Source organism: Pseudomonas sp. NPDC077649 (assembly GCF_044542855.1).
In the GTDB taxonomy this organism is placed as follows: domain Bacteria; phylum Pseudomonadota; class Gammaproteobacteria; order Pseudomonadales; family Pseudomonadaceae; genus Aquipseudomonas.
In genome coordinates this window covers 1,386,106-1,410,746 of sequence record NZ_JBITVF010000001.1, presented here as the reverse complement: position 1 = coordinate 1,410,746, position 24,641 = coordinate 1,386,106, and the positions used below count along the sequence as shown (strand labels likewise).

Below are 24,641 nucleotides of genomic sequence, written 5' to 3'. Positions count from 1 at the left end.
GCAACTTAGAATCCTTTTCATCCGCGTTTGCGGTCGCTTCTTACTCCATTCATTCCGCGCCGGCCCGCCGCGCGCGCCAACGACCCCGCGACCATGTCCAAGAAATCCCGCTCCAGACTCTGGTTTCTCGTCCATAGCTGGCTGGCTCTGCCGGTCTGGTTCTTCCTGCTGATCATCTGCGTCACCGGCACCCTGGCCACGGTCAGCCAGGAGATCGTCTGGCTGGCCAACCCGGACGTGCGCGCCAGCAAGCCGTCGGACGACGCCGAGCGGCTCAGCTACGGCCAGGTGCTGGCGGCGATCCAGCGCGCCGAGCCGGAACTGGTGGTGCAGAGCATCGAGCGCCCGGACGAGGATCACTTCGCCCTCACCGCCCGGGTCAGCTACCCGGACGGCAGCTCGCCGATGATCTACGTCAACCCCTACACCGGGGTGATCCAGGGCATCAGCCCGCAGTTCGACTTCCGCCAGTTCACCCGTGCCCTGCACGGCTGGTGGCTGGTGCCCTTCACCAACGGCTTCAGCTGGGGCTGGTACCTGGTGTCGCTGACCGGCATTCCGATGCTGCTGTCGCTGATCACCGGGCTGGTGGTCTACAAGAAATTCTGGAAAGGCTTCTTCCGTCCGCGCCTGCGCGTGGGCCAGGGCGCGCGGATCTTCTGGGGCGATTTCCATCGCCTGTCCGGCATCTGGTCGATCTGGTTCATCGCGGTGATATCCATCACCGGCATCTGGTTCCTGATCCGCGCGCTGCTGTTCGACTTCCACATCTCCATCTCCACCGAGGGCGTGCCGCCGGTGGTGAGCCGCGAGGAGGTGCCGCTGGCGGCCAGCGCCAGGGAGGTGCCGCGCATCGACCTGGACAAGGCGGTGAGCATCGCCCAGGGCGCCGTGCCCAGCCTGGAGGCCAGCTCGATCGACCTGCCCATCTATGCCTATGGCCACATCACCGTCTCGGGTCGCGGCTGGTATCCGCTGATGTTCCAGTCGGTGACGGTCAACCCCTACAACGGCGAGATCGACGCCAAGCGCCTGCTCGACGACCGCTCCGCGCTGGAATTCGTCACCGAGTCCATGCGCCCGCTGCACGTCGGCGACTTCGGCGGCCTGTGGGTCAAGCTGATCTGGTGCTTCTTCGGCCTGCTGCTGAGCATGATGGTGCTCAGCGGCCTGCTGATCTGGAGCAAACGCACCGTGCAGGCCACTGCCGCAGTGGTCAGACGCGCCCCGCGGCCGACCCGGGCGGCGCCCATCGCCATCGCCGAAGTCTCGGAGGGTCGTCCATGAGCAAGGCCGCAACCGCCGCCCCGGCGCCTTCTGCCCTGAGCCGCTGGTGGCACAGATGGCGCTTCCACCTGAATGCGCTGCTGATCCTGATTCCGCTGGGCTTCATGCCCAAGTATTTCCACGACGTGGCGCTGTTTCGCGGCGACAGCGGCCTGGGCGAGCGCGAGATCGGCGAAGTCCAGGTCGGCCCCTGGAGCCTGCGCCTGGCCGAGTTCCGCAATCTGCCGCCGCAGCTCGAAGGCCCGGCCGGCTACATGAAGGCGTTCAACGCCGCGCTGTGCCAGGGCTGCGGCGAGCAGGTCAAGGCCACTTACCTGCGCATCGGCAAGCCGCGCAGCCTGCGCGCCGCCGGCGGGCTGTTCTTCGGCAGCCCCTATCGCATGGGCGCGAGCATTCCCGTACCGCCGCGCACCAAGCCCGACGCCGAGCTGTGGATCACCGCCGAAGGCTGGGACGGCACGGTGCACCAGGCATCCATTCCCCTGGCCGAGGCGTCGCCGGCGACCCTCGCCTGGCTCAAGCAACAAGGAGGCAAACCATGACCCCCACCCTGCGTATCGGCCTGTTCGTCCTCGGCGTCGGGCTCGCCCCCCTGGCCCTGGCGCACAACCCGATCTGCCAGTGCGAAGCCGGCGACGGCGAGGAAATCGTCTGCACCGGCGGCTTCTCCGACGGCAGCGGCGCCCCGGGCGTGACTCTCGACGTGATCAGCTACGAGGAAGAGGTGCTGGTGCCCGGCAAGCTCGGCGAGGATTCCCGGCTCAGCTTCAAGCGCCCGGACGGCGAGTTCTACGTGCTGTTCGACGCCGGCCCCGGCCACGTGGTGGAGATCGACCACACGGAAATCGCCGCGCCATGACCACCCAGGTGGTACGCCCGGCCGGCGCCGGCCACGAAAGCCTGCAGGTGCTGCTGCTCAGCCTGGCGATCCTCGCCCTCGCCGCGCTGGTCATCGTCTGGCGGAGCGAGCCGGCGCCGCAGCAGGAGGTCGCCGGCCACCAGCTCGACGCCCGCCGCGACCTCAATGCCGCCGAGCAGGGCATCCACACCGACCTCGCCGTGGCGTACGACGAAATCCTCCTGCTGCAAGGCGAGCTGCAGGCCCTGCCCAGCCCGCAGGCCCTGGCCGACGAGGGCCTGCCGCCCTTCGTCGCCGACGCCAGCGCGAGCAAGCGCGGCGGCCATCGCTGGCAACTGCTGCAGCGCGGCGAGCGCAGCGCCTACCTGGGCCTGAGCGGCGACGTCGCGGTGGCCGGCACCTTCCTCCTGCTGCCCGGCGGCGACACGCCAACCATCTGGCTCAAGCGCAGCGCCGCCACGCCGCCGACCGCGCTGCACGACGACGCCCTGAGCGCCGCCGGCTGGCAGCAGGTGGTGACCCACTACGATGCCGGCGTCACCCGCCAGCATCGCCACTGACCCTTTGGAAGACCCGCAGATGACCCTCTCCGCCCCCCTGCGCCGCCTGCTCGGCGGCCTGCTGCTCGGCGCCGCGCTGCTGCCGGCCCTGGCCCAGGCCACCGACGGCCAGCGCCTGCGCATCGGCATCACCCTGCACCCCTACTACAGCTACGTCAGCAACATAGTCGGCGACCGCGCCGAGGTGGTGCCGCTGATTCCCGCCGGCTTCAATCCGCACGCCTACGAGCCGCGTGCCGAGGACATCAAGCGCATCGGCGGCCTCGACGTGGTGGTGCTCAACGGCGTCGGCCACGACGACTTCGCCGACCGCATGATCGCCGTCAGCGAGAAGCCGCAGGTGCCGGTGATCGAGGCCAACGCCCGCGTGCCGCTGCTGGCCGCCACCGGCCAGGCCGCGCGCGGCGCAGGCAAGGTGGTCAACCCGCACACCTTCCTCTCCATCAGCGCCTCGATCGCGCAGATCAACAACATCGCCCGCGAGCTGGGCAAGCTCGACCCGGACAACGCCAGGTTCTACAGCCAGAACGCCCGTGCCTACGGCAAGCGCCTGCGCGGCCTGCGCGCGACGGCGCTGAGCCAGCTCAGCGCCGCCTCGGGCAACGAGCTGCGGGTGGCCACCATCCACGGCGCCTACGACTACCTGCTGCGCGAGTTCGGCCTGGAGGTCACCGCGGTGGTCGAACCGGCCCACGGCATCGAACCCAGCCCCAGCCAGCTGAAGAAGACCATCGACCAGCTCAAGGACCTCGACGTGCAGGTGATCTTCTCGGAGATGGACTTCCCCTCCAGCTACGTCGACACCATCCAGCGCGAATCCGGGGTCAAGCTCTACGCCCTGACCCATATCTCCTACGGCGACTACAGCCCGCAGAAGTACGAGGAAGAGATGCGCCACAACCTCGACACCGTGGTGCGGGCGATTCGGGACTCCGGCGCATGAGTGCACTGGAGAACGCGCTGCCGCGCCCGAGCGGCCCGGCCATCGAGTTCGACGCGGTGCAGCTGGCGCTCGGCCGCACGCGCATCCTCGACAACGTCAGCTTCCAGGTGCGCGCCGGCAGCGTGCACGCCCTGGTCGGCCCCAACGGCGGCGGCAAGAGTTCGCTGATCAAGACCCTGCTCGGGCAGATGCCGCACCAGGGCGAGCTGCGTCTGCACTGGCCGGCCGCCCCCGGCACCATCGGCTACGTGCCGCAGGCGCTGGAGTTCGACCGCGGCCTGCCGATGACGGTGGACGATTTCATGGCTGCCATGTGCCAGCGCCGCCCGGCCTTCCTCGGCCTGTCGCGGCGCCACGCCCCGGCCATCGAACAGGCGCTGGCGCGGGTCGGCATGCTCGACAAGCGCAAGCGGCGCATGGGCGCGCTGTCCGGCGGCGAGCGCCAGCGCGTGCTGCTGGCCCAGGGCCTGGTGCCCGAGGCGCAGCTGCTGGTGCTGGACGAGCCGATGTCGGCGCTGGACGAGCCCGGCGTGCAGGTGTTCGAACAGTTGCTGCGCGACTGGCGCCAGGCCGGCACCACGGTGCTGTGGATCGAGCACGACCTGCAGGCCGTCGGCCGCCTCGCCGACCGCGTCACCGGGCTCAACCGCCGCGTGCTGTTCGACGATGCGCCGCAGCAGGTGCTGACTCCGGAACGGCTGCTCGAACTGTTCTCCAGCCATCCGCGCCAGCAAGAGGCCTCGTCATGAGTTTCGAAGACATCCGCCTGGCGATCCAGGCCTGGGCCAGCGCCGGCTACCTGCCCGAGGCCCTGGCCTACGGCTTCGTGGTCAACGCCCTGCTCGCCGGCCTGCTGATCGGCCCGGTGCTCGGCGGCCTCGGCACCCTGGTGGTGGTCAAGCGCTTCGCCTTCTTCTCCGAGGCGGTTGGCCACGCCGCGCTGACCGGGGTGGCCATCGGCATCCTGCTCGGCGAACCCTACACCGGCCCCTACGGCAGCCTGTTCGGCTACTGCCTGCTGTTCGGCATCCTGCTCAACTACCTGCGCAACCGCACCGGCCTGGCGCCGGACACCCTGATCGGCGTGTTCCTCTCGGTGTCGCTGGCGGTCGGCGCCAGCCTGCTGCTGGTGCTCGCCGGCAAGATCAACATCCACATCCTGGAGAACGTGCTGTTCGGCTCGGTGCTGACGGTCAACGCCCAGGATCTGGCGGTGCTGGCGCTGGTCTCGCTGCTGGTGCTGGGCTTGGCGCTGCCGCTGTACAACCGCATCATGCTGGCCAGCTTCAACCCGCAGCTGGCCAGCGTGCGCGGCGTCGCGGTGAAACCGCTGGACTACCTGTTCGTGATGCTGGTGTCGCTGGTCACCGTAGCCGCGGTCAAGGTCATCGGCGCCATCCTGGTCGGCGCCCTGCTGGTGATCCCAGCGGCCGCCGCACGCCTGCTCAGCCAGTCGCTGAAGGGCTTCTTCTGGCTGTCGGTGCTGATCGCCACCTGCAGCACCCTGGCCGGCATCTTCCTGCCGATCGCCCTGGAACTGCCGGTCCCCTCCGGCGCCGCGATCATCATGGTCGCCGGCCTCGCCTTCGCCCTCGCCGCCGTCGCCCGCGGCATCCTGCCTAGCCTGAAAGGGAACCTGGGATGAACCTGCAACGCCTGAGCCTCGCCCTCGCCGCCTGCGCCCTGCTCGCCGGCCCGCTGCACGCCGAAACACAGCCCGTGCGCATTCTCGCCAGCCTGCCGATCACCTACGGTCTCGGCGCCAGCCTGCTCGACGGCAGCGCCGTGCAGCTGCAACGCGCCGCTCCGCCCAACCTGCCGGCCAGCCGCCAGCCCTCGTACTTCGCCGGCCGCGGCGCAGGCGCCCTGGACAAGGCCGCGCGCGACGCCGACGCGGTAATCGCCCTGCGCTCGCTGTGGCCGGACGACCCGCTCTACCCCCTGGCGCGGCGCAGCAATATCCGCATCGTCGAAGTCGACGGCGCGCGCCCGGTGGACGGCGCCCTGCCCGGCGTCGCCCTGCGCAGCGACGGCGGCGACGCCCTGGCCAGCCAGCCTTGGCTCAACATCAACAACCTGGGGCGCATGGCCGATGTGATCGCCGCCGACCTGGGCCGCCTGGCGCCGCAGGCCAAACCGCAGATCGAGGCCAACCTGGCGACGCTCAAGCAGCGCCTGCTCAAGCTCAGCGCCAGCAGCGAAAGCCGCCTGGCCGAACTGGACAACCTCGGCGTGGCCAGCCTGTCGGATCACTTCGATTACCTGATCGGCGGCCTCAACCTCGACCGCATCGAACTGAGCGTGGCGCAAGACGCCGAATGGACGGCCGAGACCCTGGCGCAACTGAGCGCCGAGCTGCGGGACAACGAGGTCGCCGCCGTGCTCGCCCCACGCCAGCCCTCGGCGGAGCTGGCCAAGGCGATCAGCGATGGCGACAGCCGCCTGGTGGTGATCGAAGACAACCAGGACGCGCCCATCGCCGGACTGGAAACGGCCATCGGCCAGGTGCTGGACGCTCTTTCGCCCTGAGCGCGGGTAGCCCGGATGAAAGCCGGGCTACGAGAGCGAGCGGCAGCCGCCTGGCCGGCGCCCCATTGCGGGGCGCCATGGCCCGTTAGAGCTCGGTGGCGTCCTCGACGCCATCCACCGCATCCTGCTCCAGGGCGCTCAGTTCCAGCAGTTCTTCCTGATAATCGTCCATCGCTCGCTCCTCCCGCATGACCCGTTCAACGATAAACAAGAAACATGCCCATCAGGCTAGAACGGCGGGATGAAGACAAGATGACGAAAAGCCGCGGGCAGGAACATTTGCCGCCAGCACATGTTGCCGTCGTGCCAGGGTGGCCGCCATGAACGACAGGCAACAAAAAACCCGCTGATCTTGCGATCAGCGGGTTTCCGTATATGGCGCAGCGGACGGGACTCGAACCCGCGACCCCCGGCGTGACAGGCCGGTATTCTAACCGACTGAACTACCGCTGCGTGTCGGTTGGACTTGCGTCCAAAGAACTCTTGCAAACGTCGGATGGCACCCTGGCGGGTTTGCCATCTCAGACCGACGAAACGTCGGGCTGGGAAATAATGGCGCAGCGGACGGGACTCGAACCCGCGACCCCCGGCGTGACAGGCCGGTATTCTAACCGACTGAACTACCGCTGCGCGTCGGCCGGACTTGCGTCCGAATTCGCTATGGTGGGTGGTGACGGGATCGAACCGCCGACCCTCTGCTTGTAAGGCAGATGCTCTCCCGGCTGAGCTAACCACCCATGTGCCTTAGCGAGGCGCGCACTTTATGCAGGCGACGACGCTAAGTCAACACCCTGCTTGAATTTTTTCTGGAAAAAGCGGTTTTCCAGCGCCGCCCCGAGGCGGCGCCGCCTCAATCCATTTCCCCGCACAGCTCGGCGGCGCGCAGCAGCGCGGCAGTCAGGCTGTGGCGCTCCCAGTCGGCCAGGGCGGCGAAGCGCCGGTTGAACTCCGGCGGCAGCAGCGACGGCGCCTGCTGGATCAGCTCGCGGCCGGCGTCGCTGATCAGCAGCCACTGGCGGCGGCGATCCTGGTCGTCGCGCTGACGCTGCAGCAGGCCGCGTTCCTCCAGGCGGTCGAGCATGCCGGACAGGGTCGCCGCGGTCAGGCTGACCCGCCCGCTGAGGGCGCTGGCGGTCAGGCGCGTCTCGCTGGCCAGCACCTGCAGGATCAGCAGCTGCATGGGCGTCAGCCCGCCGAAACGGGCCAGGCGCTTGGCGTGCACCTCGCCCGCCTGCTGCAGCCGTCGCAAGGCCTGGAACAGGGGCATTTCGAAGGCCATTACGGATGACAAATCTATTTCAGTAGGAACTTTTTTGTCGCTCATACATACCTATATATCGCACCATAAACTTTGACATAAAAGCATTTTTTTGTTTTGGTGTAAAAGGCTCGGCCACCACCGAGCCCCTCCCCAACGGCAATACCGGTAAGGAAAATATGTGCGGAATAGCTGGAGAACTACGTTTTGATCGCCGCCCCGCGGACCTCGCGGCCGTCGAGCGCATCACCCATCACCAGGCCCCTCGCGGCCCCGACGCCTACGGTTTCCACAGCCAGGGCCCCGTCGCCCTCGGCCACCGCCGCCTGAAGATCATGGACCTGGCCGAAGCCTCCGGCCAGCCGATGATCGACAGCGACCTGGGCCTGTCCATGGTGTTCAACGGCGCCATCTACAACTACCCCGAGCTGCGCGCCGAACTGCAAGAGCTGGGCTACCGCTTCTTCTCCGGCGGCGACACCGAGGTGCTGCTCAAGGGCTACCACGCCTGGGGCGAAAAACTGCTGCCCAAGCTCAACGGCATGTTCGCCTTCGCCGTGTGGGAGCGCGACCGCCAGCAACTGTTCATCGCCCGCGACCGCCTCGGCGTCAAGCCGCTGTACCTGTCGCGCACCGGCGAGCGCCTGCGCTTCGCCTCCTCGCTGCCCGCCCTGCTGCAGGGCGGCGATATCGCCAGGACCCTCGATCCCGTGGCGCTCAACCATTACCTCAACTTCCACGCGGTGGTGCCGGCGCCGCGCACCATCCTCGCCGGCGTGGAGAAGCTGCCGCCGGCCACCTGGCTGCGCATCGACGCCGACGGCAACTGCCAGCAGCAGAGCTGGTGGCAGCTGGAGTTCGGCCCGCAGCGCGAGGAAATCCCCTTCACCCTGGAAGACTGGCGCGAGCGCGTGCTCGACGGCATGCGCGAGGCGGTGTCGATCCGCCAGCGCGCCGCGGTGGATGTCGGCGTGCTGCTGTCCGGCGGCGTCGACTCCAGCCTGCTGGTCGGCCTGCTGCGCGAGGCCGGGGTAGAGAATCTGCTGACCTTCTCCATCGGCTTCCAGGATGCCGGCGGCGAGCGTGGCGACGAGTTCCAGTACTCGGACCTGATCGCCGAGCGCTTCGCCACCCGCCACCACCAGCTGCGCATCGACGAGCACGAGATCATCGAGCAGTTGCCGGCGGCCTTCCGCGCCATGAGCGAGCCGATGGTCAGCCACGACTGCATCGCCTTCTACCTGCTGTCGCGCGAGGTGGCCAAGCACTGCAAGGTGGTGCAGAGCGGCCAGGGCGCCGACGAGCTGTTCGCCGGCTACCACTGGTACCCGCAGGTGGACGGCGCCGACGACGCCTTCGCCGCCTACCGCGCGGCCTTCTTCGACCGCGACTACGACGAGTACGCCGCCTGCGTGCAGCCGCAGTGGCTGACCGGCGACATGGCCGGCGAATTCGTCCGCCAGCACTTCGCCGCCCCCGGCGCCGCCGCGCCGGTGGACAAGGCGCTGCGCCTGGACAGCACGGTGATGCTGGTCGACGACCCGGTCAAGCGGGTGGACAACATGACCATGGCCTGGGGCCTGGAGGCGCGCACGCCGTTCCTCGACTACCGCCTGGTGGAACTGTCGGCGCGTATTCCGGCGCGCTTCAAGCTACCGGACGGTGGCAAGCACGTGCTCAAGGAGGCGGCGCGCCAGGTGATCCCCGGCGAGGTGATCGACCGGCCCAAGGGCTACTTCCCGGTGCCCGGACTCAAGCACCTGGAAGGCGCCACCCTGGGCTGGGTGCGCGACCTGCTGCTCGACCCCAGCCAGGATCGCGGCCTGTTCAACCCGGCCATGCTCGACCAGCTGCTGACCGACCCGCAGGGCCAGCTGACGCCGCTGCGCGGCTCCAAGCTGTGGCAGCTGGCGGCGCTCAACCTGTGGTTGAGCGAGCAAGGCCTGTAAACGCCTAGGGTGGAAAACCGCGAAGCGTTCTCCACCGACAGGGTGGATGTGAAAAGCGACATCCACCCTACGCTTCGGCACAGCCGTAGCCCGGATGCAATCCGGGGTTGTCGCGACTCCATTCACGCCCGGATCCGATCCGGGCGTTGCAGACAGCAAAGGACCATTCCAATGCGCCCCACTGCCTACAACCAACGCCTGCTGCGCGGCCAGACGCCCTCCTACGAACGCCTGCAGGCGCGTCTGGCCGAGGATCACAACGCCCAGCCCAGCCAGCCGCTGGCCGTGCACTGCGGCTGGGGCCGCCTGCTGATCGGCCACACCTACCCGGATGCCGGCGAACTGGCCGCCGCCCTGCTCGACGAGCAGCCCGGCGAGCGTGATATCGCCCTGTACGTCGCCGCTCCGCACCAGGTGTTGGCGCAGGCGCCGCAGCAGCTGTTCCTCGACCCCTCCGACACCCTGCGCCTGTGGTTCACCGACTACCGGCCGGCGCGCCGCGGCTTTCGCGGTTACCGCGTCCGCCGCGCGCAGAACGAGGCCGACTGGCAGGCGATCAACTGCCTGTACCAGATGCGCGGCATGCTGCCGATCGAGCCGGGGAAACTCACCCCCTACAACGAAGGAGGGCCCACCTACTGGCTGGCCGAGGACGAGGACAGCGGCGCGGTGATCGGCAGCGTCATGGGCCTCAACCACCAGCGCGCCTTCCACGACCCGGAAAACGGCAGCAGCCTCTGGTGCCTGGCGGTGGACCCGCAGTGCAGCCGCCCCGGCGTCGGCGAGGTGCTGGTGCGCCACCTGATCGAGCACTTTATGAGCCGCGGGCTCAGTTATCTCGATCTTTCCGTCCTGCACGACAACCGCCAGGCCAAGCAGCTCTACGCCAAGCTGGGTTTCCGCGAGCTGCAGACCTTCAGTCTCAAGCGCAAGAACGGCATCAACCAGCCGCTGTTCCTCGGCCCCGGCCCGCAGGCCGAGCTCAACCCCTATGCGCGCATCATCGTCGACGAGGCACTGCGCCGCGGCATCGAGGTGCAGGTGGACGACGCCGAGGCCGGGCTGTTCACCTTGAGCCAGGGCGGCCGGCGCATCCGCTGCCGCGAATCGCTGACCGACCTGACCAGCGCGGTGAGCATGACCCTGTGCCAGGACAAGCGCCTGACCCACCGCGCCCTGTCGCGCGCCGGCCTCGCCGTACCGGCGCAGCGCCTGGCCGGCAGCGCCGAGGACAACGCCGCCTTTCTCGCCGAACACGGCGCCCTGGTGGTCAAGCCGGTGGACGGCGAACAGGGCCAGGGCGTGGCGGTCGACCTGCGCACGCCGGGCGAGGTGCAGGACGCCATCGAGCGCGCCCGCGTGTTCGACCAGCGCGTGCTGCTGGAAAGCTTCCACCAAGGCCACGACCTGCGCGTGCTGGTGATCGGCTACGAGGTGGTCGCCGCGGCCATCCGCCGCCCGGCCGAGATCATCGGCGACGGCCGCCACAGCGTCGGCGCGCTGATCGACGCGCAGAGCCGCCGGCGCCAGGCCGCCACCGGCGGCGAAAGCCGCATTCCCAAGGACGCCGAAACCCTGCGCACCCTGCACGGCGCCGGCCTCGACTACGCCAGCGTGCTGCCCGCGGGCCAGCGCCTGGCCGTGCGCAAGACCGCCAACCTGCACACCGGCGGCACCCTGGAGGACGTCACCGCGATCCTCCACCCGAGCCTGCGCGAGGCGGCGATCAAGGCCGCGCGCGCCCTGGAGATCCCGGTGGTCGGCCTCGACCTGCTGGTGCCGGCCGCCGACCAGCCGCAGCATGTGTTCATCGAGGCCAACGAACGCGCCGGCCTGGCCAACCACGAACCGCAGCCGACCGCCGAACGCTTCGTCGACCTGCTGTTCCCGCTGAGCCAGGTGATCAGCTGAGCGCTGATCGGTAGCCCTCTCCCTCCCCTCTCCCGTAAACGGGCGAGGGGCAATGGCAACGCCGAGGAGTCCATATGCCGCAACTACCCGAACCCGACCTCGACTACCTGCAGAAGGTGCTGCTGGAGATGCTCGCCATCCCCAGCCCCACCGGCTTCACCGACACCATAGTGCGCTACGTCGCCGAGCGCCTGAACGACCTCGACATCCCCTTCGAGCTGACCCGCCGCGGCACCATCCGCGCCACCCTCAAGGGCCGCCAGAGCGATTGCGAGCGCTGCGACCGCGCGGTGTCGGCACACCTCGACACCATCGGCGCCATCGTCCGCGAGGTGCAGGACAACGGCCGCCTCGGCCTGGCCCCGGTGGGCTGCTGGTCGAGCCGCTTCGCCGAGGGCAGCCGGGTCAGCGTGTTCACCGACCAGGGCGTGCTGCGCGGCAGCGTGCTGCCGCTGATGGCCTCCGGGCACGCCTTCAACACCGCGGTGGACAACCTGCCGATCAGCTGGGACCACATCGAGCTGCGCCTCGACGCCTACACCACCACCCGCGCCGACTGCGAGTCGCTGGGCATCTCGGTGGGCGATTTCGTCGCCTTCGACCCGCTGCCGGAATTCACCGAGAGCGGCCATATCAGCGCCCGCCACCTCGACGACAAGGCCGGCGTCGCCGCCCTGCTGGCCTCGCTGAAGACCATCAAGGAGCACGGCCTGCAGCCGGAGATCGACTGCCACCCGCTGTTCACCATCACCGAGGAGGTCGGCTCCGGCGCCGCCGCCGCGCTGCCCTGGGACGTCAGCGAGTTCGTCGGCATCGACATCGCCCCGGTGGCGCCCGGCCAGCAGTCCAGCGAACACGCGGTCAGCGTGGCCATGCAGGACTCCGGCGGCCCCTACGACTATCACCTGTCGCGCCAGCTGCTGCGCCTGGGCGCCGAGCAGGAAATCCCGGTGCGCCGCGACCTGTTCCGCTACTACCACAGCGACGCGCAGTCGGCGGTCACCGCCGGCCACGACATCCGCACCGCGCTGCTGGCCTTCGGCTGCGACGCCACCCACGGCTACGAGCGCACCCATATCGACAGCCTCAAGGCGCTCAGCCGCCTGCTCACCGCCTACCTGCTCAGCCCGCCGGTGTTCGCCAGCGACGCGCAGCCGGCGCAGGGCTCGCTGGAGCGTTTCAGCCACCAGCTCGAACACGACGCGCAGATGGAAAGCGAGACGCGCGTCCCGCCAGTGGACAGCCTGCTCGGCCAGCACGACAAGGACGCTTGAAGGGGCCCGCGCATCCGGGCAAAGTGGCGCGAAAGAACCAGGGGGGGCCGCGAGCGCCCCCGCTGCAACCGCCAGCCATCCCTGGCGGTCACCCTTCGGGCCGTCGCGACGCGACGTTGGACATGATTCCCGGCCATTGTTGGTGGCCCACTGAGGTTTCCGGATGCCTCGTCTGTGCCTGGCTTTGCTGCTGTTCTGGCTGACGTCCCCGAGCTGGGCCCTGCCACCCGCGCCGCTGGATAGCGACGACCTGCGCCTTTCCCTCGGCCCCTACACCGGCTACTACGAGGACGTCGGCGGCCAGCTGAGCGTCGACCAGGCGCTGGCACTGGACGACGACGCCTTCCGCCGCATCGAGGGCGAGCACGCCAACCAGGGCAAGAACGCCTCGGTGTGGTGGTTCAAGGTGCGCCTGGTCAACGGCCTGACGCAGGCGCTGGGCGGCTACCTGGAGGTCAACTACCCGCTGCTCGACCACCTGCAGGTGTTCCTCGTCGCCCCCGACGGCCGCCGCCTGGAACAGGAAAGCGGCGACCGCTACGCCTTCTCCCAGCGCCCGGTGCAGGTGCGCAACTTCTGGTTCCCGCTGCAGCTGGAGCCCGGCGTCAGCACCCTGCTGGTGCGCGTCGACACCACCAGCACGGTGTTCGTGCCGCTGTTCTTCAGCACCTACGGCGCCAGCGCGGTGGCCCAGGAAAACCTCATGGGCTTCAACGGCGCGTTCTACGGCGTGCTGTTCGCCATGTTCTGCTACAACCTGTTCCTCTACCTGTCGCTGCGTGAAGCCGCCTACCTCTGGTACCTGGCCTACAACCTCAACGTCGGCCTGCTCGCCGCCTGCTTCGACGGCATGCTGTTCAAGCTGCTACCCGAGCACGTGGCCTTCCAGTCGGTGAGCATCTACATCCTGATGTACCTGCACTGCCTGACCGCCATCCAGTTCAGCCGCCACTTCCTCCACGCGCGCCAGTACTTCCCGCGCCTGGACACCGGCCTGCGCCTGCTGATGCTGGCCTGCGCCGGCATCCTGCTGTCGGCGCCGCTGATCGGCCTTTCCGCCTGGAACATCCTGGCCAGCGTCACCGTCTCGCTGGTGTCGCTGATCCTGTTGCTCACCGGCGTCTACGTCTGGCGCCGCGGCGTGCGCTACGGCTCCTACTACACCCTGGCCTGGGCCATCCTGCTGTTCGCCTTCATCCAGGCCACCACCGGCTCGCTGGGCCTGGAAGTGTTCGGCGTGTTCGGCGCCACGGTGGTGAAGATCGGCGTGACCATCGAGCTGATCACCCTGTCCATCGGCCTGGCCGACCGCATCAACCTGCTCAAGGAGGAAGGCTTCCGCTCGCGCCGCGCCGCCGAACAGGCCGAGTTCGAGAGCCAGGCCAAGAGCCGCTTCCTGGCCAAGATGAGCCACGAGATCCGCACCCCGCTCAACGGCGTGCTGGGCATGCTGCAGCTGCTGCGCGAGACGCCGCTGGATCGCAGCCAGCGCTTCTACGTCGACACCATCTCCAGCTCCGGCAGCTCGCTGATGGCGGTGATCAACGACATCCTCGACTACGCCCGCATCGAGTCCGGCAAGCTCAGCCTGGAGCAGATCGAGTTCGACCTGGAAGACCTGATCTCCGAGACCCTCAGCCTGTTCACCGGCCAGGCCCTGGACAAGCGCCTGCGCCTCTACGTCAGCCTCGAAGGCGGCGTGCCGCGGCGCATCCAGGGCGACCCGACGCGGCTCAAGCAGGTGCTGATGAACCTGCTCAGCAACGCCCTGAAATTCACCGCCGAGGGCCACGTGGCGATCAGCGTCAGCCGCCGCAGCGACAGCCACGGCCAGCCGCACCTGGTGTTTGCCGTCAGCGACAGCGGCATCGGCATCAGCGAGCAGGCCCTGGCCCAGCTGTTCGAATCCTTCGCCCAGGGCGACTCCAGCACCACCCGTCGCTATGGCGGCAGCGGCCTGGGCCTGGCCATCAGCAAGGAGCTGGTGGAGATGATGGACGGCCGCATCGAGGTGCAGAGCACCCCCGGCCAGGGCACCCGTTTCGCCTTCGACATTCCGCTGCTGAGCGCGGCCGAGGCGCCCGACGAACTCGGCCGCCTGCTGGCCGGGCGCACCGCCCTGCTCGCCTCGCTCGACGGCCTCGGCCTGGACGCCGCCAGCCGCCTGCTCGGGCGCTGGGGCATGCGCACCGAACGCTGCCAGACCCCGGAACGCCTGCTGGATTACCTGGAGGATTTCGCCGCGCCGCCGCTGCTGGTGCTGATGGCGCCCTGGCCGGGCAGCGTCAACCACTGGCTCGACTCGCTGCGGCCCAAGCTGCAGCCACAGCAGCGCGTGCTGCTGGTCTGCCCGCCCGAAGCCTGCCAGCAGCTGCCGGCCAGCCAGGGCCTGCGCCTGCAGCACCTGGCCCAGCCGATGGCGGTCAACGCCCTGCGCCAGGCGCTGGGCGAACTCTACGAAGAACCCCGCGCACAGGTACATCAGTTGCTCAGAGAGATACGCAGCGACAACCACGACACCCCCTGCATCCTGGTGGCCGAGGACAACCCGGTGAACCAGCTGGTGGTCCAGGGTTTCCTGAAGAAGCGCGGCTACAGCGTGCGCCTGGTCACCGACGGCCAGGCCGCGGTCGCCGAATACGGCCGCGACCCCGGCGCCATCCAGCTGATCCTGATGGACTGCGAGATGCCGCTGATGGACGGCTTCGAGGCCACCCGGCAAATCCGCCGCCTGGAGCGCAGCCAGCAGCTGGCGGCGGTGCCGATCGTCGCGCTGACCGCGCATATCCTCGACGAACACCGCCAGCACGGCCTGGACGCCGGGATGGACGACTTTCTCGGCAAACCACTGGACAGCGGCCTGCTCTACAGCACCCTGGAGCGCTTTCTGCGGGTGCACAGTACCTGACGCGCGCGCTAGCATGGGCACCGTTTGACTGGAGCCTTCCTGCCGTGCTGATTCCCGCTCACCTGCTGCAAGCCGATACCCTCACCGCGCTGATCGAGGACTTCGTCACCCGCGAGGGCACCGACAACGGCGACGAAACCCCGCTGGAAACCCGCGTGCAACGGGTGCGCCGCGCCCTCGACAAGGGCGAGGCGGTGATCGTCTTCGACCCCGACAGCCAGCAGTGCCAGCTGGCGCTCAAGCGCGACGTGCCCAAGGAATGGCTGGTCGAACTACGCCAGGAGTAGGTTGGCGCCGAGCGCAGCGAAGCCCATGATCGCCGACCCGGATGCAATCCGAGGACAGTTTCAGCGCCGCCAGCGCCGCGCCAGCCAGTAATCCAGGCTCAGCCAGCGCCCCGCCCCGCCGAAGAACAGCGCCAGCAGCATCGCCAGGTAGGTGGCGGCGAACTCGATGCCGTTGTTCAGCACCACGAACTGGCCACTGCCGGTCAGCCATTGGTAGTTGCCGTGCTCGCGCAACAGCGCCCGTGCCCGCTGCAGTTTCTCCGCCGCCGCCAGCACCCGCTCGTTGGCGAAGGGCGCCGTGGGGTCGGCGATGGCCTGCCAGCCATAGGGCCAGTGCACGGCGAAGATCGCCACCAGCATGGTCACCATCAGCGGAATGCTCACCCAGCGCACCGCCAGGCCGAACAGCAGCAGAATCGCCCCGCCCGCCTCGGTCAGCGCCGCGGCCCAGGCCAGCAGCTCGGGAAACGGCAGGCCCAGGCCCCAGTCCGGGTTGCCGAACCAGGCGGCGGTGGCGTCGATATCCTTGAGTTTCCGCGTACCGGCCATCCAGAACACCGGCACCAGGTACAGGCGCAGCAGCAGCGGGCCGAGAAAATCCAGGCGGCGGGTGGCGTCCAGGGCATCCTGGCATCGATTGAGCACGGCGAGCATGAGGGTCAGTCCTCGGTGGAAGGAAACCAGATGGCGCGCCGCTGCCAGTCGTCCAGCAGCGCGCGGGCGTTATTGAGGTAGTCGCCATCGGCGACCAGGCCATGCTCGGCGGCCAGGGCCGCGAGCGCGGCAGCGGGCGCCTCGCCGGCCTGCAGGCGCAGCGCCAGGCGGTAGGCGAACGGCGCCAGCTGCATGAAGCGCACCCTGTCCTGGCCGTCGCGCCAGGCCAGCAGGCAGCTGGGTTCGGCCGGCGGCGTCTCGGGGCGGTAGTCGCGGCCGATGCGCTGCACCGGCCAGGCATAGGCCAGCGGCCAGGCCAGGGGCGACCAGCCGCGGGCCGGCAGCTCGGCCTCGCTGACGTCCAGCGCCAGCTCCACCCATTCGTAGTGCGCCAGCTCGAGGATGAACGGCGGATCGCCCGCCTGCGCCCGGTAGCCTTGCTGCAGCCAGGCGAGAAACTCCTGACTGATCGCAAGAAAGTAGGGCGTCGTCGCCCGGTGAGCGGCGATAAAGGCGCGCAGCAGCGAGCGCCAGCGCGCCTCGTCGAACAGCGAACGCAGCACCGGGAAGGCGCCGCTGACGAAACCCTCGATATTGTTGAAAAACAGCTCTTCATAGACCGCCATGCGCTCGGCCGCGATGCCGGGCAGCAGGGGCTCGGCCTCGGGCTGGCGGATGCGCGCGGCGAAGGCGCGCTGATGGTCGACGCCGCTCATGTGCCGTACCTGCGCGCGCCCGCGGCCGCGTCCTGCAGGCGGCGGATCTGCGCCAGCTCGGCGTACAGCTCGGCCAGCGGCGGGAAGTTGAAGTCGCGCTCCAGCAGCGTCGGGCGCACGCCGTGACGCGCGTAGGCATGCGCCAGCAAGGCCCACACCGGGTCGATCACCGGCGCGCCGTGGGTGTCGATCTTGAGATCGGCGGCCTGGTCGTAATGCCCGGCCACATGCAGGTAGGCGATGCGCTCGCTCGGCAGCGCGGCGGTATAAGCCTGGGCATCGAAGTTGAAATTGATGCTGTTGACGTAGAGGTTGTTGACGTCCAGCAGCAGCTGGCAATCGGCGCGCTCCAGCACCGCGCGAACGAAGCTCGCCTCGTCCAGCTCGCCCGGCAGCTGCGCGTAAGCCGAGACGTTCTCGATGATCAGCGGCCGCTCCAGCAAGTCCTGGACGATGCGCACGCGCTCGGCAATGCGCACCACCGACTCCTCGGAGAACGGCAGCGGCATCAGGTCGTAGAGCTGGCCGTGATCGGCACAGGCCGACAGGTGCTCGCTGTAGCCGAGCACGCCATGGGCATCGAGAAATGCCTTGATGGCCCGCAGCAGCTCCAGGTCCAGCGGCGCGAAGCCGCCGAGATTGAGGGACAGGCCATGGCAGAGCAGCGGCCGGCGTTCGCTGAGCGCGCGCAGTTGCCTGCCCAGGCGCCCACCGACGCCGATCCAGTTCTCCGGCGCCACTTCGAGAAAGTCCGCACCGCTCGCCCCGTCCTCCTGCAAGGCGGCGAGCAGGCCACGACGCAAGCCGAGGCCGGCGCCGCTGACGAAACGAGCCTGCATGATCCGTCCCCCGTTCCCTGCCTTATTCGCTCTTCTCGGCGCCGCACTTGCCCTCGCCGCATTTGCCTTCGCCGTCGGCCTTCATCTCGCCGCCGCATTTGCCCTCGCCACACTTGCCCTCGCCTTCGGCCTTCATCTCGCCGCCGCACTTGCCTTCGCCGCAGCTGCCCTCATGGCCCTTCTCGTGCGCGGCCAGACTGTAGCCGCTGGCGAGTTCCTCGGCGGCGAAGGGATTGCCCGCCGCCTGGGCGGTGAAGGCGACGGACGTGAGCAGCGCGGCGCCCAAGGTGGCGGTCAGGGTATTGAGCTGTTTCATGGCAATTCTCCGGAAGTTTTCCTGCGTGGGGCCGGATTGGCACCCTCGCTGAAATGGACGGGGCGGCCTGCCTGGCGTTACAGCGCCGCCGGCTCTTTTTTCCGGGCCAATGCAGGAAACGCCGCTCGCGGCACGCCGGGACTATCGGCCGAGCCCTGCACCGCCAGGGTGCGCCGCCGCGTGCAGAAAAAATCCATGGACCTTTTGTCGATAAATTTACTTCTTATATTTCAATAACTTAATTAATTACCCAGCTATTCATTGGCGTACTTCCTGCTTGCCATCACCGGCACAGTCCCCTAGGGTAGTTCGCCATGTGGTCCCTGATTGCCCCCATCGGCTCGTTGCTGAGCGGGGTCGCGTTACTCCTGCTCGGCAATGGCCTGCTCAACACCCTACTGACCCTGCGTGGCGTCGCCGAAGGCTACTCCACCACGATGCTCGGCCTGATCATGTCCGGGTACTTCGTCGGGTTCCTCCTCGGCACCTGGCTGGCGACGCCGCTGGTCAGGCGCATCGGGCATATCCGCGCGTTCGCCTGTTGCGCCGCCCTGGCCGCCATCGCCGCCCTGCTCCACCTGTTGCTGATCGATCCCTGGGTCTGGCTATTCTTACGCGTGCTCTACGGCCTGGCCCTGGTGACGCTGTACATGGTCATCGAGAGCTGGCTCAACGCCCAGGCGCCCAGCGAGCAGCGCGGCCAGGTGTTCGCTGTGTACATGGCGGTCAACCTCGGCGCCCTGGCCCTGGCCCAGCAGTTGCTGCACCTGGCCGACCCGGTGCAGTTCACCCTGTTCGCCCTCGCCGCCATCCTGATCAGCGCGGCGCTGATGCCCATTACCCTGACCCGCCAGGCCCAGCCGAGCCTGCCGGAAGCGCCGCCGAGCAACCTGCGCCAGCTGTGGGCCATCGCGCCGCTGGCCATAGTCGCGGCGGGCCTGTCCGGCCTGGCGCTCGGCGCCTTCTGGGGCATGGCGCCGGTGTACGCCAGCCTAGCCGGCTTCGATACGCCCGGCGTCGGCCTGCTGATGACCGCGACCATCCTCGGCGGCGCCCTGCTGCAATGGCCCATCGGCCTCTACTCGGATCGCCACGACCGCCGTCGGGTGCTGCTCTGGGTGGTGCTGCTGGCCGTGGCCCTGGCGCTGGTCATGAGCCTGCTGCCGGCCGGCCCGTTGCTGCTCGGCGCGATCTTCGTCTGGGGCGGCCTGGCCTTCGCCATCTACCCCATCGCCGTGGCGCAACTGATCGACCAGCTGCGCAGCGACGAGATCCTCTCCGGCTCCGCCAGCCTGCTGATGGTCAACGGCATCGGCTCGGTGTGCGGGCCGCTGCTGGCCGGCGTACTGATGGAGCAACTCGGCGCCGGCGCGCTGCCGCTGTACTTCGCCTGCACCCTGGGCCTGCTGGCCGCCTACGCCTTCTACCGGCTGCGCCATGTCAGCGACCTGGTCAGCGGCGACGCCGCCCACTTCGTGCCCATGCTGCGCACCAGCCCCACGGTGCTGGAACTGATGCCCGATGCACCGCCCCATGATTCGACGGAGGAGACGACCACGTCCTGAAGTCATGCCACCGGCTGTTTCGGCAAGGCCCCGAGCCTATCCCAAGCAGCCAGAAACCCGGCCCGTCGGCCGCGCGCATTAGCGCCGAGCCGCACAGGCCACTTCTGGAGAAACTACGATGCTATTAGCTACCGATCTGGATGGAACCTTTCTCGCCGGCGACCCCGAAGATCGCCTGAGCCTCTATCAGACCATCGCCGCCCACCCGGAGATCAAGCTCGCCTACGTCACCGGGCGCAGCCTGGAGGCGGTGCTGCCGCTGCTGGCCGACCCGACGCTGCCGCAGCCGGATTACATCATCGCCGACGTCGGCGCGACGCTGGTGCATGGCGACAGCCTGCAACCTATCCAACAGCTGCAAAGCCTGGTCGATGCCCGCTGGCCCGGCGAAACCCAGGTGGCCAGCGCCATCGAGCCGTTCGCCCTGGAGCGTCAGGACGTGCCGCAGGCGCGCCGCTGTTCCTACTTCTGCACGCCCGAGCAGGCGGCCAACCCGGCGCTGCGCGAGATCGCCGACGCGCTGGGCTGCGACCTGCTCTACTCCGCCGAGCTGTACCTGGATTTCCTGCCCAAGGGCGTGAACAAGGGCAGCAGCCTCAAGGCCCTGGCCGACTGGCTTGAGCTGGACCACGACCAGGTGCTGGCTGCTGGCGACACCCTCAACGACCTGTCCATGCTCAGCGCCAGCTTCCACGGCGTCTGCGTCGGCCAGTCGGAAACCGCACTGCTGGAAGCCACCGCCAACCACTCGCGCACCCTGCATGCCAGCCGCCCCGGCTGCGGCGGCATCCTCGAAGCCTTCGCCCACTTCGGCTTCCTCGGCGAGCACGGCATCGCCGCCGAACGCCGCCAGGCCGCGCAACCGGGCAAGGCCGAGCTGGTGATGGTCTATCACCGCCTGCCCTACGAGGAATACCGCAATGCCGCCGGCAAGCTGCAACGCCGCCGCCCGACCTCGCCCAACGGCATCATCCCCACGCTGCTGAGTTTCTTCGGCGACGGCCGCCCCGGCTCCTGGGTCGCCTGGGCCGTGCACGAGGACGACGCCGAGCCCTTCGACAGCCACACCACGGTGGATGCCGAGCGCTATCCCAAGCTCACCGCCGCGCGGGTCAAGCTGAGCAAGGAAGAAGTGGACATCTTCTACAAGCGCTTCTCCAAGGAAGCCTTCTGGCCGACCCTGCACACCTTCTGGGAGCGCGCCACCTTCAACGAGGACGACTGGCAGGTGTTCTGCAAGGTCAACCGCGCCTTCGCCGCGCGCACCGCGCTGGAGGCCGCCGAAGGCGCCATCGTCTGGCTGCACGATTACAACCTGTGGATGGTGCCGGCCTACCTGCGCGAGCTGCGCCCGGACCTGCGCATCGCCTTCTTCCACCACACCTACTTCCCCTCGGCGGACGTGTTCAACGTGCTGCCCTGGCGCCGGCAGATCGTCGGCAGCCTGCTGCAGTGCGACTACATCGGCTTTCATATCCCACGCCAGGTGGAGAACTTCGTCGACGTCGCCCGCGGCGTATTCCCGCTGCAGACCCTAAGCCGGCAGAACTGTGCACCGCGCTTTATCACCTATGGCTGCGCCGTGGGTCTGGAGCGTATGACCAACGCGCTGGACACCGGCACCCGCCAGGTCAAGCTCGGCGCGCATCCGGTGGGCCTGGACATCGACCGTGTGCGCAATGCCCTGGAAGCGCCAAAGATTCGCCAGCTGATGGCCCACCTGCGGGAGGAGATGCAGGGCGTGAAGCTGATCCTCTCGGTGGAGCGCCTCGACTACACCAAGGGCATCCTGGAAAAGCTCAACGCCTACGAGCGGCTGCTGGCCGACAATCCGGAACTGCTGGGCAAGGTCACCCTGGTCAGCGTGTGCGTGCCGGCGGCCAAGGAAATGACCATCTACGACGAGCTGCAGACGCAGATCGAACAGGCGGTGGGCCGCATCAACGGCCGTTTCGCCCGCATCGGCTGGACACCGCTGCAGTTCTTCTTTCGCAGCCTGCCGTTCGAGGAAGTCAGCGCCTGGTACGCCATGGCCGACGTGATGTGGATCACCCCGCTGCGCGATGGCCTGAACCTGGTGGCCAAGGAGTTCGTCGCAGCGCAAGGCCTGCTCGGCGGGCGTGGCGTGCTGGTGCTGTCGGAGTTCGCCGGCGCCGCGGCCGAGCTCAAGGGCGCGCTGCTCACCAACCCGCACGACCCGGCCGATCTGGCGCAGACCTGCTACCTGGCGCTGAACCTGCCCGCAAGCGAGGCCCAGGCGCGCCTGCGCGAGCTGTTCGATATCGTCTGCTACAACGACATCCGCCGCTGGGGCGAGGAGTTTCTCGCCGGGGTCGAACCGTTGCAGGAAAGCGAGGTGCTGGAGCTGGCCGGTTGAATCCGTTGCTGCGCACGGCCCAGGCGGCCGCGCGCCACCCTACGGATGGTCGACACCCTCCATAGGGTGCGCCGGCAAACGCGCGTCTCCCCGGCTCAATACCCCCCACCGCCGCGGCCGCGTCCCGGCTTGCCGTACTTCTTGTTCAGGCCGGGCGGCACGCCTTTGGGTCCCTTGGCCCAGGGGCCGTCGTGCCGGCCGGAGGAATACCAGTGGTTGTCGTGCCAGCGGTAATAGATGTGGTCGCGGTAGTACAGGTGCGGCCAGCCGATGACCACATAGGCGTCGATACCCGGATCCCAGCGCCACTCGACGTGAGGTGGCGGCGCATAGTACGGAGGCGGACGGTGCCCGCCGACGTGCACGCTGCAGGCCGTCAGCGGCACCGCCAGGCCCACCAGCAGCAGATAGCGCAGTTTCATCGCGAAGCCCTCTTGCCGGCCCTGTCTTGAGCTTAGACCTCGGCTGCTTCGCGCGGTTTTCAGGCGACCTGGGGGCCAGGCGGGCAGCGCGCCCCGCGACATGCGCGGGCCGACACCGCCCGAGGTGACGCGGGGCCGACCCGGTCAGCCCCGGTCCGGCTCAACCCTGCTGGCTATCCACCGCGCAGTTGATCATCCAGGACACACCGAAACGGTCGGTGAGCATGGCAAAACGCGTGGCCCAGAAGGTGGCCTGCAACTCCATCTGCACCGAACCGCCAGCCGACAGCGCGGCGTATAGGCGCTCGGCCTCGGGCACGTTGTCCACCTGCAGGGAAACGGAACAGCCCTTGATGCCCTCATAGGGGTACTGCGGCAGATTGTCGGAGGCCATCAGCAACTGGTCGCCGACCGTCAGGCACACATGCATGATGCGTTGCTGGTACTCGGCCGGGACCTCCATATCCTCCGGGCTGTCGGCGTAGCGCATCATCTCCAGCTGGCCGCCGAAAACTTCCGCGTAGCGGTTGAAGGCGGCCTCGCACTGGCCGTCGAACATCAGATAGGCATGAATCTTCATCACAGCACTCTCCTTAGTTTTCAATGCCGATGCGCGCGCGAATGCGGTCTTCCTGCTCGCGCAATTCGGGGGTGAACTCTTCACCGAAATCCTCGGCCTCGAAGATCTGGCGGATCTCGATCTCGGAATCGCCGGGCATCGGGTTGGGGCAGCGCTTGACCCACTCGATGCATTCGGCCAGCGAGGCCACCCGGAAGATCCAGAAGCCGGCGATCAGCTCCTTGGTTTCCGCGAAGGGGCCGTCGATCACCGTGCGCTGACTGCCGGCAAAGCGCACCCGCGCGCCCTTGCTGCTGGGCTGCAGGCCTTCGCCGGCGAGCATCACGCCGGCCTCCACCAGTTCCTCGTTGTAGCGCCCCATCGCCGCCAGCAGCTCCTCGCTGGGCATCACACCGGCTTCGGAATCCGCGGTGGCCTTGACTATCACCATGAAACGCATCGCCTGTCTCCTTGTTCGAGTCGAAGTAGCGCAGGGGTCTCCCTACGGCTGACACTGAACCCATGGCTGGGGTTCTGAAGACTAGTCGAGCGGGCGACGGACGATTCGACAGGGGGCGGGAAATTTTTTCAGGTTAGCTGCAAGGCGCACTTCAGGGCGGCGAGAAAGGCCTGCGGCCGCTCCAGCATTGGCAGATGGCCGGCGTCGGCGATCTGCGTCTGGCTGGCGGCGGCCTGCTCGGCCCAGGCCGGCACGTGCCAGCCGGCACGTGAACGGGCACCGGCCAGCAGATGCACGGGATGGCTGGCGAAGACCCGGCGCAGGCCGTCGCGATAGCCGTCCGGGGCGGTCAGCGCCACCACCGAACGGGCCATGGCCTGCAGCGTGCTGGCCGGCTGCTGGGCCAGCCAGCGCTCGGCGATACCCAGGCTACAGGCATCGACGGCGACCCCGGAACGCGCCAGCCAGGCGCCCGGATCGGCGCGAAAACCATCGAGCATTGTCTCGGCTTCGAGCGCCGACATACGCGCCACCGCCGCCGACCAGAAGGCGTCGTCCAGGCTGAAATTGCCCTCCACGCTGACCAGGCTGCGCACCCGCTCGCCATGGGACTGGGCGAACAGCATGGCGACCGCCCCGCCCACCGAATGACCGACCAGATGCACCGCCTCGCCGGGAAACTGCTCCTCGATCACGCGATACAGATGCTCGACCTGCGCCGGCAGATTGATGGCCTCGGCCGGCACCCGGCGCTGCGCGCCGTAGCCGAGCAGATCGGGCGCCAACGCCCGCCCCGGGGCGAAGGCGGCGCACATGTCGGGAAACTGCAGGGTGCCGATCAGGCCGTGGATGAATACGACGGGGGCGTGCATGGCGAAATCCTTTCCGAGCCATCAACAAAGCGCCGAGCATAACCCCTTGGGGTGCGCTGCGCGCACCGATGCGTTGTTTGGGGCAGGACGGCTAGG

Annotated in this window: 24 protein-coding genes and 3 tRNA genes; 15 read left to right on the top strand and 12 right to left on the bottom strand. The window is 68.4% G+C overall.

All coding sequences use genetic code 11. From position 1 onward, the window contains the following. Positions 1-93 precede the first annotated feature (93 nt). From ACIGFL_RS06490 to ACIGFL_RS06455, 8 genes are read left to right on the top strand one after another with little or no spacing between them, the layout of a single operon-like run. Positions 94-1,287 carry a PepSY domain-containing protein gene (locus ACIGFL_RS06490; protein ID WP_122107388.1) on the top strand — a complete coding sequence of 398 codons (1,194 nt, stop codon included), beginning with the start codon at positions 94-96 and terminating at the stop codon, positions 1,285-1,287. Further along, on the top strand, positions 1,284-1,829 hold the full coding sequence (locus tag ACIGFL_RS06485; protein WP_021444578.1) for a hypothetical protein: 546 nt from the start codon (positions 1,284-1,286) through the stop codon (positions 1,827-1,829). Before ACIGFL_RS06490 ends, ACIGFL_RS06485 begins: the two co-directional genes overlap by 4 nt. Next, positions 1,826-2,146: a hypothetical protein gene (locus ACIGFL_RS06480; protein WP_021444579.1), complete on the top strand. Its 321-nt coding sequence runs from the start codon at positions 1,826-1,828 to the stop codon at positions 2,144-2,146. Before ACIGFL_RS06485 ends, ACIGFL_RS06480 begins: the two co-directional genes overlap by 4 nt. Further along, positions 2,143-2,706 (top strand): DUF6162 family protein, encoded by a 564-nt coding sequence (locus ACIGFL_RS06475; RefSeq protein WP_397496529.1) that lies wholly within the window; start codon positions 2,143-2,145, stop codon positions 2,704-2,706. The genes ACIGFL_RS06480 and ACIGFL_RS06475 overlap by 4 nt, the downstream gene beginning before the upstream one ends. Positions 2,707-2,725: 19 nt before the next feature. Further along, a complete protein-coding gene (locus ACIGFL_RS06470; RefSeq protein WP_397496528.1) occupies positions 2,726-3,649 on the top strand; it encodes a metal ABC transporter substrate-binding protein in 924 nt (307 codons plus the stop codon). Beyond that, a complete protein-coding gene (locus ACIGFL_RS06465; protein ID WP_397496527.1) occupies positions 3,646-4,398 on the top strand; it encodes a metal ABC transporter ATP-binding protein in 753 nt (250 codons plus the stop codon). The genes ACIGFL_RS06470 and ACIGFL_RS06465 overlap by 4 nt, the downstream gene beginning before the upstream one ends. Then, on the top strand, positions 4,395-5,294 hold the full coding sequence (locus tag ACIGFL_RS06460; RefSeq protein WP_397496526.1) for a metal ABC transporter permease: 900 nt from the start codon (positions 4,395-4,397) through the stop codon (positions 5,292-5,294). Before ACIGFL_RS06465 ends, ACIGFL_RS06460 begins: the two co-directional genes overlap by 4 nt. Continuing rightward, a complete protein-coding gene (locus ACIGFL_RS06455; RefSeq protein ID WP_397496525.1) occupies positions 5,291-6,178 on the top strand; it encodes a metal ABC transporter solute-binding protein, Zn/Mn family in 888 nt (295 codons plus the stop codon). The genes ACIGFL_RS06460 and ACIGFL_RS06455 overlap by 4 nt, the downstream gene beginning before the upstream one ends. Positions 6,179-6,554: 376 nt before the next feature. Here ACIGFL_RS06455 and ACIGFL_RS06450 read toward each other — a convergent pair. The 4 genes from ACIGFL_RS06450 to ACIGFL_RS06435 all read right to left on the bottom strand — a co-directional run bounded on the left by ACIGFL_RS06450 (position 6,555) and on the right by ACIGFL_RS06435 (position 7,502). Then, positions 6,555-6,631: transfer RNA gene (locus ACIGFL_RS06450), tRNA-Asp, on the bottom strand. Positions 6,632-6,731: 100 nt separating this feature from the next. Next, positions 6,732-6,808 (bottom strand) — tRNA-Asp (locus ACIGFL_RS06445). A gap of 31 nt (positions 6,809-6,839) precedes the next feature. Continuing rightward, positions 6,840-6,915, bottom strand: a tRNA-Val gene (locus ACIGFL_RS06440). Between the two features lie 113 nt (positions 6,916-7,028). After that, positions 7,029-7,502, bottom strand: coding sequence for a MarR family winged helix-turn-helix transcriptional regulator (locus ACIGFL_RS06435; RefSeq protein WP_397496524.1), 474 nt, complete (start codon positions 7,500-7,502; stop codon positions 7,029-7,031). A 113-nt stretch (positions 7,503-7,615) separates the two neighbouring features. Between ACIGFL_RS06435 and ACIGFL_RS06430 the strand changes: the two genes are divergently transcribed. The 5 genes from ACIGFL_RS06430 (at position 7,616) to ACIGFL_RS06410 (ending at position 15,765) form a co-directional block, all read left to right on the top strand. After that, positions 7,616-9,385 (top strand): N-acetylglutaminylglutamine amidotransferase, encoded by a 1,770-nt coding sequence (locus tag ACIGFL_RS06430; RefSeq protein ID WP_397496523.1) that lies wholly within the window; start codon positions 7,616-7,618, stop codon positions 9,383-9,385. Positions 9,386-9,556: 171 nt separating this feature from the next. Next, positions 9,557-11,296: an N-acetylglutaminylglutamine synthetase gene (gene ngg / locus ACIGFL_RS06425; protein ID WP_397496522.1), complete on the top strand. Its 1,740-nt coding sequence runs from the start codon at positions 9,557-9,559 to the stop codon at positions 11,294-11,296. A 74-nt stretch (positions 11,297-11,370) separates the two neighbouring features. Further along, complete coding sequence (locus tag ACIGFL_RS06420; protein ID WP_021444346.1) at positions 11,371-12,570, top strand: osmoprotectant NAGGN system M42 family peptidase; 1,200 nt, start codon at positions 11,371-11,373, stop codon at positions 12,568-12,570. 163 nt (positions 12,571-12,733) lie between these two features. Continuing rightward, entirely contained in the window at positions 12,734-15,478 is a 2,745-nt protein-coding gene (locus ACIGFL_RS06415; RefSeq protein ID WP_397496521.1) for a 7TM diverse intracellular signaling domain-containing protein, read from the top strand. Between the two features lie 44 nt (positions 15,479-15,522). Beyond that, positions 15,523-15,765 (top strand): YheU family protein, encoded by a 243-nt coding sequence (locus tag ACIGFL_RS06410; RefSeq protein ID WP_021445222.1) that lies wholly within the window; start codon positions 15,523-15,525, stop codon positions 15,763-15,765. Positions 15,766-15,825: 60 nt separating this feature from the next. Here the strand turns inward: ACIGFL_RS06410 and ACIGFL_RS06405 are convergent, their stop codons facing one another. From ACIGFL_RS06405 to ACIGFL_RS06390, 4 genes are read right to left on the bottom strand one after another with little or no spacing between them, the layout of a single operon-like run. Next, positions 15,826-16,419 carry a DoxX family protein gene (locus ACIGFL_RS06405; RefSeq protein WP_397496520.1) on the bottom strand — a complete coding sequence of 198 codons (594 nt, stop codon included), beginning with the start codon at positions 16,417-16,419 and terminating at the stop codon, positions 15,826-15,828. Between the two features lie 5 nt (positions 16,420-16,424). Further along, positions 16,425-17,135 carry a DUF2063 domain-containing protein gene (locus ACIGFL_RS06400; RefSeq protein ID WP_397496519.1) on the bottom strand — a complete coding sequence of 237 codons (711 nt, stop codon included), beginning with the start codon at positions 17,133-17,135 and terminating at the stop codon, positions 16,425-16,427. Continuing rightward, on the bottom strand, positions 17,132-17,974 hold the full coding sequence (locus tag ACIGFL_RS06395) for a DUF692 domain-containing protein (RefSeq protein WP_122107400.1): 843 nt from the start codon (positions 17,972-17,974) through the stop codon (positions 17,132-17,134). Before ACIGFL_RS06395 ends, ACIGFL_RS06400 begins: the two co-directional genes overlap by 4 nt. A 22-nt stretch (positions 17,975-17,996) precedes the next feature. Continuing rightward, positions 17,997-18,290, bottom strand: a complete 294-nt coding sequence (locus tag ACIGFL_RS06390) for a hypothetical protein (RefSeq protein WP_021443516.1) — start codon at positions 18,288-18,290, stop codon at positions 17,997-17,999. A gap of 314 nt (positions 18,291-18,604) precedes the next feature. Between ACIGFL_RS06390 and ACIGFL_RS06385 the strand changes: the two genes are divergently transcribed. Together ACIGFL_RS06385 and ggpS are read left to right on the top strand one after the other, a co-directional pair. Then, positions 18,605-19,855 carry an MFS transporter gene (locus ACIGFL_RS06385; RefSeq protein WP_397496518.1) on the top strand — a complete coding sequence of 417 codons (1,251 nt, stop codon included), beginning with the start codon at positions 18,605-18,607 and terminating at the stop codon, positions 19,853-19,855. Positions 19,856-19,973: 118 nt separating this feature from the next. Next, complete coding sequence (gene ggpS / locus ACIGFL_RS06380; protein ID WP_397496517.1) at positions 19,974-22,232, top strand: glucosylglycerol-phosphate synthase; 2,259 nt, start codon at positions 19,974-19,976, stop codon at positions 22,230-22,232. A 95-nt stretch (positions 22,233-22,327) separates the two neighbouring features. Here ggpS and ACIGFL_RS06375 read toward each other — a convergent pair whose 3' ends face one another. From ACIGFL_RS06375 to ACIGFL_RS06360, 4 genes are all read right to left on the bottom strand, one after another. Continuing rightward, complete coding sequence (locus tag ACIGFL_RS06375) at positions 22,328-22,654, bottom strand: hypothetical protein (protein ID WP_397496516.1); 327 nt, start codon at positions 22,652-22,654, stop codon at positions 22,328-22,330. A 160-nt stretch (positions 22,655-22,814) separates the two neighbouring features. Then, on the bottom strand, positions 22,815-23,234 hold the full coding sequence (locus tag ACIGFL_RS06370; RefSeq protein WP_397496515.1) for a VOC family protein: 420 nt from the start codon (positions 23,232-23,234) through the stop codon (positions 22,815-22,817). A 13-nt stretch (positions 23,235-23,247) separates the two neighbouring features. Next, complete coding sequence (locus ACIGFL_RS06365) at positions 23,248-23,673, bottom strand: YciI family protein (protein ID WP_021443521.1); 426 nt, start codon at positions 23,671-23,673, stop codon at positions 23,248-23,250. A 128-nt stretch (positions 23,674-23,801) separates the two neighbouring features. Next, positions 23,802-24,545, bottom strand: coding sequence for an alpha/beta fold hydrolase (locus tag ACIGFL_RS06360; protein ID WP_397496514.1), 744 nt, complete (start codon positions 24,543-24,545; stop codon positions 23,802-23,804). Positions 24,546-24,641 lie beyond the last annotated feature (96 nt).

Coding starts and splice junctions, on each gene's coding strand:
- ACIGFL_RS06375 (WP_397496516.1), bottom strand. CDS start 22,654: ATGAAACTGCGCTATCTGCTGCTGGTGGGCCTGGCGGTGCCGCTGACG.
- ACIGFL_RS06405 (WP_397496520.1), bottom strand. CDS start 16,419: ATGCTCGCCGTGCTCAATCGATGCCAGGATGCCCTGGACGCCACCCGC.
- ACIGFL_RS06475 (WP_397496529.1), top strand. CDS start 2,143: ATGACCACCCAGGTGGTACGCCCGGCCGGCGCCGGCCACGAAAGCCTG.
- ACIGFL_RS06485 (WP_021444578.1), top strand. CDS start 1,284: ATGAGCAAGGCCGCAACCGCCGCCCCGGCGCCTTCTGCCCTGAGCCGC.
- ACIGFL_RS06435 (WP_397496524.1), bottom strand. CDS start 7,502: ATGAGCGACAAAAAAGTTCCTACTGAAATAGATTTGTCATCCGTAATG.
- ACIGFL_RS06395 (WP_122107400.1), bottom strand. CDS start 17,974: ATGCAGGCTCGTTTCGTCAGCGGCGCCGGCCTCGGCTTGCGTCGTGGC.
- ACIGFL_RS06420 (WP_021444346.1), top strand. CDS start 11,371: ATGCCGCAACTACCCGAACCCGACCTCGACTACCTGCAGAAGGTGCTG.
- ACIGFL_RS06470 (WP_397496528.1), top strand. CDS start 2,726: ATGACCCTCTCCGCCCCCCTGCGCCGCCTGCTCGGCGGCCTGCTGCTC.
- ngg (WP_397496522.1), top strand. CDS start 9,557: ATGCGCCCCACTGCCTACAACCAACGCCTGCTGCGCGGCCAGACGCCC.
- ACIGFL_RS06365 (WP_021443521.1), bottom strand. CDS start 23,673: ATGCGTTTCATGGTGATAGTCAAGGCCACCGCGGATTCCGAAGCCGGT.
- ggpS (WP_397496517.1), top strand. CDS start 19,974: ATGCTATTAGCTACCGATCTGGATGGAACCTTTCTCGCCGGCGACCCC.
- ACIGFL_RS06360 (WP_397496514.1), bottom strand. CDS start 24,545: ATGCACGCCCCCGTCGTATTCATCCACGGCCTGATCGGCACCCTGCAG.
- ACIGFL_RS06490 (WP_122107388.1), top strand. CDS start 94: ATGTCCAAGAAATCCCGCTCCAGACTCTGGTTTCTCGTCCATAGCTGG.
- ACIGFL_RS06460 (WP_397496526.1), top strand. CDS start 4,395: ATGAGTTTCGAAGACATCCGCCTGGCGATCCAGGCCTGGGCCAGCGCC.
- ACIGFL_RS06385 (WP_397496518.1), top strand. CDS start 18,605: ATGTGGTCCCTGATTGCCCCCATCGGCTCGTTGCTGAGCGGGGTCGCG.
- ACIGFL_RS06465 (WP_397496527.1), top strand. CDS start 3,646: ATGAGTGCACTGGAGAACGCGCTGCCGCGCCCGAGCGGCCCGGCCATC.
- ACIGFL_RS06390 (WP_021443516.1), bottom strand. CDS start 18,290: ATGAAACAGCTCAATACCCTGACCGCCACCTTGGGCGCCGCGCTGCTC.
- ACIGFL_RS06415 (WP_397496521.1), top strand. CDS start 12,734: ATGCCTCGTCTGTGCCTGGCTTTGCTGCTGTTCTGGCTGACGTCCCCG.
- ACIGFL_RS06480 (WP_021444579.1), top strand. CDS start 1,826: ATGACCCCCACCCTGCGTATCGGCCTGTTCGTCCTCGGCGTCGGGCTC.
- ACIGFL_RS06370 (WP_397496515.1), bottom strand. CDS start 23,234: ATGAAGATTCATGCCTATCTGATGTTCGACGGCCAGTGCGAGGCCGCC.
- ACIGFL_RS06455 (WP_397496525.1), top strand. CDS start 5,291: ATGAACCTGCAACGCCTGAGCCTCGCCCTCGCCGCCTGCGCCCTGCTC.
- ACIGFL_RS06430 (WP_397496523.1), top strand. CDS start 7,616: ATGTGCGGAATAGCTGGAGAACTACGTTTTGATCGCCGCCCCGCGGAC.
- ACIGFL_RS06400 (WP_397496519.1), bottom strand. CDS start 17,135: ATGAGCGGCGTCGACCATCAGCGCGCCTTCGCCGCGCGCATCCGCCAG.